A 14365-nucleotide genomic window follows, 5' to 3' on the forward strand; every position below is an offset into this window, starting at 1 on the left:
CAGAGGGGACCCCTTACGCGGACCCTCGATCCGGGATATGTTCTTCCTTGCGGGCTTCGCCCTCCCGAGATCGCCCCGCCGCCACCGGCGAGGACCCCGGGCGACACTCCTCCTCGTCACGAGACGCATCCATGAGAGTCTGGCCGGGACAGCCTTACCCGCTCGGCGCCACCTGGGACGGGGCCGGCGTCAATTTCGCCCTGTTCTCCGAGCATGCGACGAGGGTCGAGCTCTGCCTCTTCGACGCGGTCGAGTCCACCAAGGAGACCCACCGCGTTCCACTTCCCGAGCGCACCGACCTTGTCTGGCACGGCTACTTTCCCGACCTCGTCCCGGGCCAGCTCTACGGCTATCGGGTGCACGGTCCCTACGACCCGGCCCAGGGCCATCGCTTCAACCCGAACAAGCTGCTGCTGGACCCCTATGCCAAGCTGATCGGCCGTCGCCTGCACTGGGACGACTCCGTCTTCGGCTACCCGATCGGCGGCGACGACCTCGGCTTCGACGAGCGAGACAGCGCCCCGTTCGCGCCGCTGGCCCGAGTGATCGACCCCGCCTTCACCTGGGGGGATGATCGGCCTCCCCGCACCCCTTGGCACAAGACGCTCATCTACGAGGCCCACGTCAAGGGCCTCACCATGCGCCACCCCGAGGTGCCCGAGCACCTTCGGGGCACATATGCCGGGGTGGCCTCCGAGCCGATCCTCCGCCACCTGACCGAGCTGGGCGTGACCGCCATCGAGCTCCTGCCGGTCCACCACCACGTCGACGACCGCTACCTGGAAGACAAGGGGCTGGTCAACTACTGGGGCTACAATACCCTGGCCTTCTTCGCCCCGCACAGCGCCTATGTGACGACCGCGACGTCTCGGGACGCGGTCCAGCAATTCAAGACGATGGTCCGGGGCCTGCATTCGGCCGGCATCGAGGTGATTCTCGACGTTGTTTACAACCACACCGCCGAGGGGAACCAGAACGGCCCGACCCTCTCCTGGAGGGGGATCGACAACGCCTCCTACTACATGCTCTCTCCCGAGGACCGCCGCTACTACATGGACTTCACCGGCTGCGGCAACGTGCCGAACATGTCGCATCCGAGGGTCCTGCAGATGATCATGGACAGCCTGCGCTACTGGGTCACCGAGATGCACGTCGACGGCTTCCGGTTCGACCTGGCCAGCACGCTGGCCCGGGAGCTGTACGAGGTCAACCGCCTTGGCTCGTTCTTCGACATCATCCACCAGGACCCGGTGCTCTCGCAGGTGAAGCTCATCGCCGAGCCCTGGGACGTCGGCCCCGGCGGCTACATGGTCGGCAACTTCCCCCCCGGCTGGGCCGAGTGGAACGGCATCTACCGAGACGAGATCCGCGACTTCTGGCGCGGCGCCGGCGACGCCACCGCCAACGAGCTGGCCACCCGCCTCAGCGGGTCGAGCGACCTGTACCAGAGCGACGGCCGCAAGCCCTACGCCAGCGTTAACTTCATCACCTGCCACGACGGCTTCTCGCTCCGCGACCTCGTCTCCTACAACGAGAAGCACAACGAGGCCAACCACGAGGACAATCGCGACGGGGCCGACGACAACCGCTCCTGGAACTGCGGCGCCGAGGGGCCGACCGACGACCCGGCGATCAATGCGCTGCGTGCCCAGCAGATGCGCAACTTCATCGCCACCCTGTTCCTCTCGCAAGGTGTGCCGATGCTGCTGGCCGGCGACGAGTTGATGCACACCCAGGGGGGCAACAACAACACCTACTGCCAGGACAGCGAGATCGCCTGGCTCGACTGGGACCTCGACGACGACCGCCGTGCGTTTCTCGACTTCGTGAAACTCGCCAGCCGGGTTTGGCGCACACATCCGGTCCTCCAGCGGCGGAACTTCTTCAAGGGGCGACCGATCCGCGGTGAGGACATCAAGGACATTTCCTGGCTCGAACCCTCGGGCGAGGAGATGGGAGACGAGTCCTGGAACGCCGGCTATGTTCGTTGCCTCGGGATGCGGCTGGCCGGTGACGCCATCGGCGAGACCGATGAACGCGGCGATCCGATCGTCTGCGAGACGATCCTCGCCCTGTTCAACGCCCACTGGGAGCCCGTTCCCTTCACGTTGCCGCCCCACCCGCCGGAGCGGCACTGGGAGGTTCTTTTCGACACCGCCGACCCCGAGCTCCAGCTGAATTCCTTCGACGAGGGGCAGGAGTACGACCTGAAAGGGCGCTCCGTCGTCGTTCTCCGCCTCCGCGACCGCGTCGAGCACCCCCCTGAACTCCTCACGGCCGCCCAATCCGAACGTCTCTTCGAGGGCCGGATGGACCTCTCCGAGCGGCGGATTCCAAGGCCGTAGCCGAGGCCCCGGCTGGGGGCGCCTGCGACCACGCGACCTTCAGCGGACACCACGTCGCCGCGTGCGGTGAAAAAACCGGCGCCGAGTTCAAGCGGCGTTGCGGAGCGTATTGCACAACGATTTCCAAGAAACCATGTTGCGCGATTTTATCGGCGAGGCGCGCGTCTTGCTTGAGGGGGTTGAGTCGCCCTGGTCCCGGCGAGCCGACCTCCGATGGAGCGCCCGTTCCGATGATCCGACGACGCGGCTTCACGCTGATCGAATTGCTGGTGGTGATCGCCATCATTGGCGTCCTGATCGCCCTGTTGTTGCCGGCGGTCCAGGCGGCCCGCGAGGCGGCCCGCCGCAGCCAGTGCGCCAACAACCTGAAGCAGATTGGCATCGGCATGCACAACTACGCTGACGCCATGGGCGGCTTCCCGCCGACCGCCTTTGGCGTCCAGCGACCGTCACTCGAACAGTTCGGCGGCTGGGGCGTGCAGATCCTCGGCTTCATCGAGCAGCCGCAGGTCTACCACGCCTACAACTTCGACCTTGGCTTCCACCTGCGGCCGAACCAGACGGCCGTCCGCACGGTACTGAGCGTCTACGTCTGCCCGTCCACGCCCCGATCGACGAACCCGGTGGCGGGGGTCGTCGACTTTGCCGCCGGCTCCGTCCCGGACTTCACGCTTTCGGCCGCGGCGGGTGACTACTTCACGGCGCGGTCGTACATCGAGTCTTGGTACGCCGAACCGTTCGTCGAGCACCTCGGCGCACTCGATCAGAAGATCCACACGCCATTTGCGAAGATCCGGGACGGGCTGTCGAACACCCTGCTCGCCTACGAGTGCGCCGGCAAGCCCGAGTACTGGGAGCGCGGCCAGTTCGTCCACGGCTTCCCGACCCCATCCTCCCCGTATGCGGTCGACCGCTGGTGGAGCCACGGCGCTTGGGCCGGGTTCATGAACATGAGGATCGTCTCCTTCACCGGTGGGCAGTACCAGTACGACGGCCCTTGCATCATCAATTGCCACAACGGCTGGAACGGCGTCTACGCGTTCCACTCTGGCGGCATCAATGCCCTCGCCTGCGATGGCTCGGTACGCTTCCTCAAGGAATCGACGGCGAAGTCGGTTGTTAAGGCCTTCGTCACGCGGGCCGAGGGTGAAGTGATCAGCGCTGATCAGCTCTGAGCCCCGGGGACACCATGAGACGCGCAGACCGACCACAAGCGGCCGGGCGACGCGCCCTTGCGCCGTCGTACCGGGTGAGGACCGCTCTGCTGCTGCTGCTGCTGCTGCTGATCGCCGGCTGCGGCGGGGAGGACCGGGTCCCGCTGTTCCCGGCGACGGGCCGGGTTCTTGTTGACGATCGGCCGGCGGCGGGTGTGCAGGTCCGGCTCCACCCGACGGACCGGCCCGACGATCTGGACGCCCTCGTCCCGTTCGCCGTGACGGGCGAGGACGGCGGCTTCGGCCTTGGCACCTTCGAGGACGGCGACGGCGCTCCGGCTGGCCGTTACCGGGCGACTCTCTACTGGCCCGATCGCCCCCCGGGCCCGAGCCCGCCGACGGATCGTCTCGGCGGTCGCTACGACGACGCGGGTCGCTCCCCGTTCTCGGTGACGATCACCGAGGGGGAGAACACCCTGGAACCATTCCGGGTCGAGTCGGCACCGACCGCGCCACAGCCTCAGCGGCGAGGGCCGGCCGACGTCGACCTCGACGGCCTCGGGGCCGTTCCGCCGCCCTGACCGTCCCCCGGCCGGGGTGCCCTGACGACGACCTTTCACCAACGACGATTCCTCAAGGAGCCAACGACCGTGACCACGACGACCGCGATCGCCCTGCTCTTGGCCCTGCATCTCGGGCCGGTCGACGGCCCGCCGCTGATCCGATCGGCGCGGAGCGGCCGATGGTCCGACCCTGCCACGTGGGAGGGTGGTGCCGTCCCCGACGAGGGCGATCGGGTCCAGATCCGGGGCGGGCACACGGTCCACTACGACCGGGATTCCGACCGGACGATCCGCTCGATCCACGTCGCCGGCACCCTCGAATTCGCCCGCGACCGCGACACCCGGCTCGACGTCGGTCTCATCAAGATCCAGGCCGGCGACGATGCGAGCGAGAACGGGTTCGACTGTGACGCCCACTCGGCCGGGGACCACGCCGGGCACGACCGCCCGGCCCTTCTCGTCGGCCTCCCCCACGAGCCGATCCCGGCCGGCACGACCGCGACGATTCGCTTGAAGTTCGTCGACGGCATGGACCCCGAGACCTGTCCGGCGATCGTCTGCTGCGGCGGTCGGATGGAGTTCCACGGCGCCCCGATGCCCCGGACCTGGACCAAGCTCGCCCGCGAGGCATACCGAAACGAGGCGGTCGTCCTGCTCCCTCGCGAGGACGTCGAGGGCTGGAATCCGGGCGACCGAGTGATCCTCACCGGAACGGCCCGGCAGTTCGGGTACAAGGACACGAGGACAACCAGCGTCGCCGAGCGGCCCGCGACCGAGGAACGCACGATCCGGGAGTTCAAACCCTACGGCGACGACCTGGTTCGCCTGGTCCTCGATCGGCCCCTGGAGCACGACCACCGGGCTCAGGGCGACTACCGGGGTGAGGTCGCCAACCTCTCGCGGAACGTGGTCGTGGAGTCGGCCGAGCCCGGCGGTGTCCGCGGCCACACGATGTATCACCGCGGCTCGCGCGGGTCGATCAGCTACGCCGAGTTCCGCCACCTCGGCAAGCGCGGGGTGCTCGGGAAGTACAGCCTGCACTTCCACCTGGTCGGCGAGTCGATGCGCGGTAGCTCCGTGATCGGTGCCTCGATCTGGGACAGCGAGAACCGATGGATCACGGTCCACGGGACGAGCTACCTGGTCGTCCGCGACTGCGTCGGCTACAGGTCCATCGGCCACGGCTTCTTCCTCGAGGACGGCACCGAGACGCGGAACGTCTTCGACCACAACCTCGCCGTGATGGCCCTGCGCGGCGAGCCGCTGCCCGATCAGGTCCTGCCGTTCGACGGCAACCTTGGCTCCGGCTTCTGGTGGGCCAACAGCCTGAACACCTTCACGGACAACGTGGCCGCCGAGTGCGACCAGGACGGGTTCCGGTTCGAGGTCGTCGCCTCCGAGCAGTTCGACCCGGTCCGGCCGGTCCTCCAGCCGGACGGAAGCCGGCGGCCGGTTGATCTCCGCACCCTGCCCTTCATCCGATTCGAGGGCAACGAGGCGCACTGCCAGCGCTTCTTCGGGCTGAACCTCGGCGGGTTCACCAGCGGGGTGGTCCCGCCCGACTCGGCGCCGAAGGAGTTCGTCATCGAGGACGTCGACGGCATCGGCCCCGACGAGCGGCACCCGTTCCTGATCCGCGACTTCCGGGCCTGGGACACGCACTGGGCCTTTCACGCCGGCTCGCCGTGCGTCCGGGCCGAGGGGCTGGACCTGTACGACTCGGAGTACGCCCTCTGGCGGTGCGTGATCGACCGTCATGAATATGCCGACCTGAAGATCGGCCGGATCACCACGATGGGGATGTTCTTCCCGCGCCCCGGCCGCGCAACGCCTGCCGACGGGATCGTCAACCTCGATCCGGTCGACGACCTGCCGCCCACGACCGTCATCACCCACGTCCTGCCCGCCGGCTCGGCCAGCCGCGTGCTCGTCCGCGGCACGGCGAGCGACGACGACGCGATCCGCCGCGTGGTCGTCAACGGCCGGGAGGCCATTGCGCTGCGGCCCAACTTCGCCGAGTGGCAGGTCGAGCTTGACGCCGATCCGGCCGGCGCCGAGCTGATCGCCCGGTCCGAGGACGTCGCGGGCAACGTGGAGCAGACGCCCCACATCCTCCGCCCCACGCCGCGATCGACCGGTACGGATCGGCTTCCGCTGCCCACATCGCCGACGGCTGATCGCTGAGCTGAACGCCAAGGTCGACGGGCGCATCAAAACGATCAGGGGCGGAGAGCAAGCTCTCCGCCCCTGATCGCGTGAACTCGCGTTCGGCCCCGGCAATTTACTCCGGTGAGCCGCTCGCCGGCTCGCCTTCACCGGAGGAGGAGCCGGCGCCGGCCAGGGCCGCCTGCTCTCCTTTGGTGGTGGCCTCGAAGACGAGCTTGCGGCCGTCCTCGGTGTCGCCGACGGTGACGGTGAGGGTGTCCTTGCCCTTGAACTCGCCGCGGAGGATCGACTCGCTCATCGGATCCTCGATCATGTTCTCGATCGCGCGGCGGAGGGGGCGGGCGCCGTAGTCGGGGTTGTACCCCTTGTCGATGATGTAGTCCTTGGCCTCCTCGGTGAGCACGAGGGTCAGGCCGCGGTCGGCCAGGCGCTGGCGGACCTTGGTCAGCTCGATGTCGATGATGTGCTTCAGGTCGTCCCGGGTCAGGTTGTGGAAGACGATGATGTCGTCCAGCCGGTTGAGGAACTCGGGGCGGAAGTACTTCTCGATGGCGACCTTGAGCCGCTCCTTCATTTCCTCGTAGTTGCTTGGGTCGTCCATGTTCCGGCCGAAGCCGAGGACGTTGGACTGCGAGGTGGCCTCGACGCCCGCGTTGGTGGTCATGATGATGATCGTGTTCTTGAAGTCGACGACCCGGCCGACGTTATCGGTCAGGCGTCCCTCCTCCATGATCTGGAGGAGCATGTTGAACACGTCGGGGTGGGCCTTTTCGATTTCGTCGAGGAGGACGACGGAGTAGGGGCGGCGGCGGATCTTCTCGGTGAGCTGGCCACCCTCTTCATACCCGACATAGCCTGGAGGAGCACCGATCAGGCGGCTGACGTTGTGCTTCTCCATGTACTCGGACATGTCGATTTGGATGAGTGCCTCGGCCTCGCCGAACATGAATTCGGCCAGGCTCTTGGCCAGCAGCGTTTTTCCGACGCCGGTGGGTCCGGCGAAGATGAAGCTGCCGATGGGGCGCTTGGGATCCTTCAGGCCGGCCCGGCTGCGCCGCACGGCCTGGCTGATCCGCTTGACCGCCTCGCGCTGGCTGATGACCTTCTTCTGGAGTTCCTCCTCCATGTGGACGAGGCGTTCGGTTTCCTCGGCTTCCAGGCGGGTCAGCGGCACGCCGGTCATCTTGGAGACGACCTCGGCGACGACCTCCTCGTCGACGGTGCCGTCGACCTCCTTGGCCTTTTCCCGCCACTCGCGGGTGATGGTTTCCTTCTTCTTCTTGAGCTTGTCGGCCTGGTCGCGGAGGGCGGCGGCGCGCTCGAAGTCCTGGTTGGCGACGGCCTCTTCCTTGTCTTGGTTGAGGCGTTCGATCTGCTCGTCGAGTTCCTTCAGGTCGGGGGGCCGGGTCATGGCCTTGAGGCGGACGCGGGCGCCGGCCTCGTCGATGACGTCGATCGCCTTGTCCGGCAGGCATCGGCCGGTGATGTAGCGATCCGACATCTCGACGGCGGCCTCGAGGGCCTCGTCGGTGATCTGGACGCGGTGGTGGGCCTCGTAGCGGTCGCGGAGGCCGCGGAGGATCTCCAGGGCCTCGGACTTCGAGGGGGGGTTGACGACCACCATCTGGAAGCGGCGGTCGAGGGCGCCGTCCTTCTCGATGTACTTGCGGTACTCATCGAGCGTGGTGGCGCCGATGCACTGCACCTCGCCGCGGGCCAGGGCGGGCTTGAGGACGTTGGAGGCGTCGATGGCGCCTTCGGCGCCGCCGGCGCCGACGAGCGTGTGCAGCTCGTCGATGAAGAGGATGGTGTTCTTGGCGCGGCGGACCTCGTTCATGACCGCCTTGATCCGTTCCTCGAACTGGCCGCGGTACTTGGTGCCGGCGACCATCATGGCGAGGTCGAGGACGACGATGCGGCGGTCCCGGAGCAGCTCGGGGACGTTCGCGTCGACGATGAGCTGGGCGAGGCCCTCGACGATGGCGGTCTTGCCGACGCCGGCCTCGCCGAGCAGCACGGGGTTGTTCTTCTGGCGGCGCGAGAGGATCTGGACCACGCGCTCGATTTCATTTTGGCGGCCGATGACCGGGTCGAGCTTCCCCTGTCGGGCCAGCTCGGTCAGGTCTCGCCCGAAGCTGTCGAGGGCGGGGGTCTTCGACTTGCCGCCCTTGGCCGCGGCGCCACCGCGTTCGGCTTCGCCGCCTGCGTCCATCCCGTGACCGAGCAAGTTGAGTACCTCCTCGCGGACTTCCTCGAGCTTCAAGCCCAGGTTCATCAGGACCTGGGCGGCCACGCCCTCCTGCTCGCGCAGCAGGCCCAGCAGCAAGTGCTCCGTGCCGACGTAGTTGTGGTTGAGGTTCCTGGCCTCTTCGATGGCGTATTCGATGACCTTCTTGGCCCGGGGGGTCTGGGGCAGCTTGCCCATGGTGACCATGTCGGGCCCGGACTGGACGATCTTCTCGACCTCGACCCGGATCTTCCGCAGGTCGACGTCGAGGTTCTTCAACACGTTGGCCGCGACCCCGCTGCCTTCCTTGACGAGGCCGAGCAGCACGTGCTCGGTGCCGACGTACTCGTGGTTGAAGCGCTGGGCCTCCTGGTTGGCCAGCTGCATCACCCTCCGAGCACGGTCGGTGAAACGTTCGTACATCAGCGATCGACTCCGACGGCTGTTCGCCCGGCCGGGGCCGCGCCGGGCCGGGTCTCCTCAAACGGTAGTACGACGCGGTGCGACCGCTTGTTCAGGTGATCAGTCCGGTGCGACCCGGGCGCGGCCCCTCGCGATCGGCAGGGGGGCCGCCGGGCGCCCCGCTCCGGGCCCGGGGTCCGTGTCGATTGCAATTGTCGGCACCCTCCCCCCGGTTTTCAACCTCTCCGGAGATTCCGACATCCGGCGGGAGGGTCCGGTTCAGCCGCGGTCCAGGAGCCGGATCGCCTGGGCGATCTCCCATCGCCATTTTACGCCACCCTCAAGTTCCAGGCACTGGCGAAAGGCCCGCCTGGCCTCGTCGGGCTGGCCGGTGTGGAGATAGAGCGTGCCCAGTTGCATCAGGGCGTCGGCGTCGGTCTCGTCCATCGTCAGGATCTGTTCCAGCCGCCGTCTCGCGTCGTTCCAGCGCCCGCGCAGGTAATGCTCGGTGGCCTCCCGGTACAGCCGCTCGATCTCGGCCCGGTAGCGTTCCGGGTGGCAGCGCCAGACCCACCAGAGCGTGTAGGCCAGTCCCGCCGCCCAGGTGCCCGCGGCCAGGGCCGTGACGAACGTGGAGACCGCCGGAGAGACGGCCTCGGTCCAGATCGCGTGGGTGACGATGGCCGCGTTGAGCGTCGCGGCGAAGACGCCCGCCAGGATCAGGCCCATCACCTCTTGTCCCGACCAGACCTGCGGCAGGCCCGGCCAGAGGCTCAACGCGGCGATCCAGAAGCGCCTGGGCATCGATTGGCTCCTTCCGTCCCCGTGCCCGGCCCCGATCGGGGCGCGGTCGACTCCTTTCGGCACGGATGGGAGTCTAACGGATCGGCCGGCCCGGGACAAGCGAGAGGGCCGTCCGGCCCTCTGCTGGCCTCCCGGACCCGGCTTCCGGCGGATCACTCCAGCGTGAGGGTTCGCTCCAGGGTTCCGCCTTTCTGGGCCTCGAACCGGATCGTCGCCTCTCCTGAGCCGACGACGAACCAGCGGACCCGCTCCGTTGCCCGGCCCCCGACGCCATCGGGCAGCTCCAGGCGCTCGGGGTGGTGCTCGACCGGGTCCATGCGGCCGGTGTCGGCGTCGAGCAGCCGGCCGCCGCCGGCGACGGTGATTCCGGCCCCCGAGATCGAGAAGCGGTCGGGCAGGCCGATGTTCCGCCGGCGCGCCTGGGCCGAGCGGGTGGGGAGGAGCCGATCGTTGGCGACCGAGGCGGTGACCTGGAACAGCTCGCCTCCCAGCGGCTCGACCTCGATCGCTTCCCAGTCCAGCATCGGCATCTGGTCGGCGTGGTAGAGCACGAACGCCGTGTTCCGGTGGCAAAGCTCCTCCATCAAGAACGGAGGCGGAACACGCTGCGACTGCTTGACGAAGCCTCCCAGCTCGATCGGCCCGAAGGTCGGGTGGTCGAACGGGTGCCACTCGACGAAGTGGGCGCCGAGCATCAGGCGGTCGTTGGCGAACAATTGGGCCGCCTCGCCGCTGGCGCCAACGGCGTTCTCCAGCGTCGAGCCCTGCCCCGGCTGCATGCCCAGGAGCTGGGCGTTGTTCCACAGCTCGTTGGTGTACGAGAAGATGCCGAGGTGCTCGTAGGTCCAGTTCACGAACCCGCCGCGCACCGAGTACAGATCCTTGTGGATGATGAGGTTCCGATAGAAGGGGAGCATCCGGGCGCCGACCTCGCCGATCGCTCGGGCGAGATCCTCGTCCTGCCGGGGGTAGTTGGGCTCCCGGCTGGGGTGGGCGGGCCCCCGCAGGATCATGCCGCCGGCGTTGTGGTAGGACTGCACGCCGGCGATGTTCGGGTGGTCGAGCAGGAACGCGGCGATCGACCTCGTCTCGGGCCAGCAGAGCGGGAACGGGCCGGCGCCGCCCTGGATGTGGGCGGGCTGCCAGTCGGCCGGCCAGTTGCGGTTCATGTCGTAGGAGCCGGGGGGGTCTTCGTTGAGTTCGCCGTCGCCGTCCTCGTCGGTCCCTTCGTACCCGAGCAGCTCGTAACGCTCGCCCCGGATCTCGTCTCCCGGGCGGATGGGCTCGAGCGCGCGGGGGTCGTCTCCCGAGAGGACGAAGCGGCCGTCGGGGCTCTTGCGGCGCATGAGGACGATCTGGCCGTCGCCGTCGAGGTCGTCGTAGCCGTCCTCGTCGAGGAGGCCGTCGCGGTCGTCGTCGACGGGGGCCTTGCCGCTCCGGGAGCTGCTGGTGGTGTTCGGGGCGTCGAACCACCAGGCCCGGCCGTCGGGGTTGACCGTCGGCAGGATGTAGAACGCGCGGCGGTCGACCAGCTCGGTGACCTTGTCCAGCCTTCCGTGGTTCTCGGCCAGGTACCAGATCAGGTACAGGCAGGCCTCGGCCGCCTGAACCTCGTTGCCGTGGACGTTCCCCTCGCAGTAGAAGGCGGGCTTGCTGGTGTCGGGGCCGGTTTCGGGGTTGTTGACCGTGACGCACCAGATGTCGCGTCCCTCGACCGACTTCCCGACGGAGTGCATGGAGAGCAGGTTGGGGTGTCCATCGACGAGCGTCCGCATCGCCTCGACGAGTTCGCGATCGTTGTACAGCTTATTGAACGCCAGTCGGACCTTCGGCTCGAAGTACGGCCCGTCGTCGGCCGACGCCGAGAGGGAAGGGCCGAGGGCCAGGGCGAACGCGACGGCGATCGGGGCGAGCCTGCTCATGCAAGGGGACCTCGGGCGTCGGGTGGTCGTCGGAGAGACCGGAAGAGGGGGCGAGGCCCCCGGCCTGGGTTGGCCTCGGCGGTCGGTTCAGGGCAGTTCGATCGTCGCGACCGCCCGGCCCGCTCGGGGGCAGATGGCCTCGACCGCGATCGTCTCCCCTGCCTCGGGTGCCAGGACCAGCCAGCGGTATTGCTTCGAGCCCCCCGAGCCGGCCAGGGCGTTGACGCGGTCGAGCTTCGGCCCGGCCAGGAGCTTCGCCGCGCCGAGCACCGGACGGACGAGCACCGGGGGGGCCTGCCGGGTCGTGACGCCCTGGGCGAGGGCGGTCGGGAAGGACCCCGCGTTCTCGACCCGGGCCGAGATCTCGAACACGCCGCCCCCCTTCGGTTCGGCCTTCGCATCGACGATCGCCAGTGTGGCCATCCGTCCGACCAGGTCGGAGAGGAAGCGGAGCTGCACCTCGGCGATCGCCTTTACCTCGCCGATCGGAGGGTTGATGCGGACCCCCGGCCGCCAGCCGCCGACCTCGACGGTGCCGAGCGTCGGGTGCTCGACCTCCTTGAAGGGGACGAAGGCGCGGCCTCCCATGACGTGGTCGTTCCACCAGAGCCAGCGGGCCTCTCCCTCGGCGGGGGGCGTCTCCTGGCCCTCGGCGGGCTCGGGCAGGGATGGCTCGGGCCAAAGGGACGAGGCGATGGCGACGGCCCCGAACTGGTGGTAGGCCCACTCGCTCATCGCGCCGTCGGTGGTGGCCCCCAGGCTCGACGTCGCCTTCGGCGCCAATCTCCCGGAGGCCTTCGGAGCGGCGTTCTCGTCGGCCGGCTTCGTCTTGTCGTCGTCATCGCCGTCGATCCGGGCGAGGAAGTCGGCCAGCATCGTCGCCCGGCCGAGGGGAGAGGCCGCGAAGAATTCATCCATCAGCCGCTGCTGTTCGTCTTCGGGGAGGGCCTCGTACGCCTCCATGACCTTGGCCCGCATGGCTTCGGGCAGAACGGCGAGCGGGTCGTCGCCGTCGGCGATCGGGATCTCGGCCGGGATCGGCTCGTCCGGGGCTGGGGCCGGCTCCTCGGGAGCGTCGGTCCCCGGGGCCTGATCCTCACCCTCGCCCTTGTCTTTGCCCTCCTCCGTTGAGTCGTCCTCCTTCGGCTCCGGCGGGGAGATCAGCTCGCGGTAGGTTTTGGAGAGGGTGACGAAGGAGGGCAGATCGGCGTCGGCCAGGGTGGAGGCCGGCTTCTTGGGCTCGTCGAGGAGGGAGTCGTGGAGGGTGAAGGTCCAGACGATGGCGATCTCGGGATGGTCGTAGCAGAACTGGATAAGGCCGAAGACCTCGGGCTCGCTGGCGGGGCTGTAGCCGGCTCGATCGGTCAGCTCGGTCCAGGAGTGGGGCCAGTTGCGGTTGAGGTTGACGCCGCCGGGAGGGTCCTCGTTCTCCTCGCCGTCGCCGTCCTCGTCGGTCCCCTCGTCCCGCTCGGAGTAAACGGGACGCTCCCCCTCGGCAGCCTTCGCGGGGCGAAGGATCCGGGGGTCGTCGTCGTCGGGGACGAGGGTGGCGTCGGGGTCCTTGATGCGCATGCGGAGGATCAGGCCGTCGCCGTCGAGGTCGTCGGGGCCGTCCTCGTCGGCCTGGCCGTCGCGGTCCTCGTCCGTCGGGGTGAGGTTGGTGCGGAGGGCGAGGGACGGCTCGGAGAAGAGGCGATCGGCTCCGTCGGGGTTCAGGCGGGGGACGACGTAGAGCGTATGACCGTCAAGGAACCGCTGGATTTCCTCGTCGCCCGGCTCGGGCTCGGCGAGGCGTTCGACCAGCTCGAGCGCGACCTGGCTGCCGACGACGTGATCGGCCTCCAGGTTGGCGACGATCAGGACGGCGGGGGGCCGGGGGGAGCCGTCCTCCAGGTCCTCGGGCCGGACGCCGAGGGTGACGAGCCAGACGTCTCGGCCTTCCCGGGTGGTCGCCAGGGATCGGAGCGAGACGGCCGCCGGATGGGCGTCGGCGACCTGCTGGAGGCGGTCGGTGAGGGCGTCGGCGTCGAGGTAGCCCTCGGGGAAGAGGGCGGGGGGGGCGTCGTCCTGGCCCCGGCCCGATCCGGTCGCCGCCAGGAGCAGGGCGAGCAGGGCGAGCAGGGCCGGTCGCGGTCCGATCCGTAGGGTCATCGCGGTGCCGTCTCTCGGAGGCCTGTCGGGTCAGTCGGGCGAGGGCGGGGAGCGCCTGGGAATGACTCTACCTGGCGGCCCGGCCTCGGGCCAGCCCTCGACGGGGGGGCGGCCGTTTCGGGATCGGGCTCGATCCGGAGGGGTCCGGGACCGGCCCGGGAGGAGTGCCGACCGGGCGGCGTTTCCCCCGATTCGCGAGGTCGAGGGGACGCCGCCCGGAGCGGAGGGACGATCGGCCGATCGGCCGGGGACCCGGGTCGCGGCCGGGGCCGGCGCGGGGGCCGGTCGCGGTCGCCCGGGGAGGGGAGGGCCGGAGTCGGGCTCGGGTCGCGGCCGAGCCCGCCGGGAACGCTCCCGGGCCGGGCGAGGAGCGGTCGCAGCGCCGATCGCGTCGGGTCGCGGCCGACGGGGATCGAGGCGACGCAACCAGGAGGACCGGAAGGCGGGGCCCGGGGCCGGTAGGGGGCCAGTCGGCTCCCGGAGCCGGCCGAAATGGGCTCTCGGGGAGCGGGAGGGAGGGTCCAGGCGCGTCGGAGTCGGTTTCTGGGAGCCGGTGTCTGGGGGCCGGCGGCGGGTCTGCCGAGGAGCCTGGGGAGGAGCCGGCTGCCGGGGGGAAGGGGAGGCGGGGGGG

At 69.0% G+C, this 14365-nt stretch carries 8 protein-coding genes; 4 read left to right on the top strand and 4 right to left on the bottom strand.

Features of this window, described 5'->3' with window-relative positions; genetic code table 11:
* The first annotated feature begins 131 nt into the window (after nucleotides 1–131).
* From glgX to TsocGM_RS22940, 4 genes are all read left to right on the top strand, one after another.
* Nucleotides 132–2345, top strand: coding sequence for a glycogen debranching protein GlgX (gene glgX, locus TsocGM_RS22925; protein WP_126727794.1), 2214 nt, complete (start codon nucleotides 132–134; stop codon nucleotides 2343–2345).
* Nucleotides 2346–2575: 230 nt separating this feature from the next.
* Nucleotides 2576–3520, top strand: coding sequence for a DUF1559 domain-containing protein (locus tag TsocGM_RS22930; RefSeq protein WP_126727795.1), 945 nt, complete (start codon nucleotides 2576–2578; stop codon nucleotides 3518–3520).
* 14 nt (nucleotides 3521–3534) lie between these two features.
* Nucleotides 3535–4080, top strand: coding sequence for a hypothetical protein (locus tag TsocGM_RS22935; RefSeq protein WP_126727796.1), 546 nt, complete (start codon nucleotides 3535–3537; stop codon nucleotides 4078–4080).
* A gap of 69 nt (nucleotides 4081–4149) precedes the next feature.
* Complete coding sequence (locus TsocGM_RS22940; protein WP_126727797.1) at nucleotides 4150–6246, top strand: G8 domain-containing protein; 2097 nt, start codon at nucleotides 4150–4152, stop codon at nucleotides 6244–6246.
* A 97-nt stretch (nucleotides 6247–6343) separates the two neighbouring features.
* On the opposite strand, the gene TsocGM_RS22945 is transcribed toward TsocGM_RS22940, so the two are convergent.
* The 4 genes from TsocGM_RS22945 to TsocGM_RS22960 form a co-directional block, all read right to left on the bottom strand.
* A complete protein-coding gene (locus TsocGM_RS22945) occupies nucleotides 6344–8878 on the bottom strand; it encodes an ATP-dependent Clp protease ATP-binding subunit (protein WP_126727798.1) in 2535 nt (844 codons plus the stop codon).
* A 258-nt stretch (nucleotides 8879–9136) separates the two neighbouring features.
* Nucleotides 9137–9661, bottom strand: coding sequence for a tetratricopeptide repeat protein (locus TsocGM_RS22950; RefSeq protein ID WP_126727799.1), 525 nt, complete (start codon nucleotides 9659–9661; stop codon nucleotides 9137–9139).
* Between the two features lie 152 nt (nucleotides 9662–9813).
* Nucleotides 9814–11583 (bottom strand): M14 family metallopeptidase, encoded by a 1770-nt coding sequence (locus TsocGM_RS22955; RefSeq protein ID WP_126727800.1) that lies wholly within the window; start codon nucleotides 11581–11583, stop codon nucleotides 9814–9816.
* Between the two features lie 87 nt (nucleotides 11584–11670).
* On the bottom strand, nucleotides 11671–13734 hold the full coding sequence (locus TsocGM_RS22960) for a M14 family zinc carboxypeptidase (protein ID WP_126727801.1): 2064 nt from the start codon (nucleotides 13732–13734) through the stop codon (nucleotides 11671–11673).
* Nucleotides 13735–14365 lie beyond the last annotated feature (631 nt).

Source organism: Tautonia sociabilis, from assembly GCF_003977685.1.
Taxonomy (GTDB): Bacteria; Planctomycetota; Planctomycetia; order Isosphaerales; family Isosphaeraceae; genus Tautonia; species Tautonia sociabilis.

Excerpts from the sequence above, each read along its gene's own strand:
- TsocGM_RS22955 (WP_126727800.1), bottom strand. The coding sequence starts at position 11,583 with ATGAGCAGGCTCGCCCCGATCGCCGTCGCGTTCGCCCTGGCCCTCGGC.
- TsocGM_RS22960 (WP_126727801.1), bottom strand. The coding sequence starts at position 13,734 with ATGACCCTACGGATCGGACCGCGACCGGCCCTGCTCGCCCTGCTCGCC.
- TsocGM_RS22930 (WP_126727795.1), top strand. The coding sequence starts at position 2,576 with ATGATCCGACGACGCGGCTTCACGCTGATCGAATTGCTGGTGGTGATC.
- glgX (WP_126727794.1), top strand. The coding sequence starts at position 132 with ATGAGAGTCTGGCCGGGACAGCCTTACCCGCTCGGCGCCACCTGGGAC.
- TsocGM_RS22945 (WP_126727798.1), bottom strand. The coding sequence starts at position 8,878 with ATGTACGAACGTTTCACCGACCGTGCTCGGAGGGTGATGCAGCTGGCC.
- TsocGM_RS22935 (WP_126727796.1), top strand. The coding sequence starts at position 3,535 with ATGAGACGCGCAGACCGACCACAAGCGGCCGGGCGACGCGCCCTTGCG.
- TsocGM_RS22950 (WP_126727799.1), bottom strand. The coding sequence starts at position 9,661 with ATGCCCAGGCGCTTCTGGATCGCCGCGTTGAGCCTCTGGCCGGGCCTG.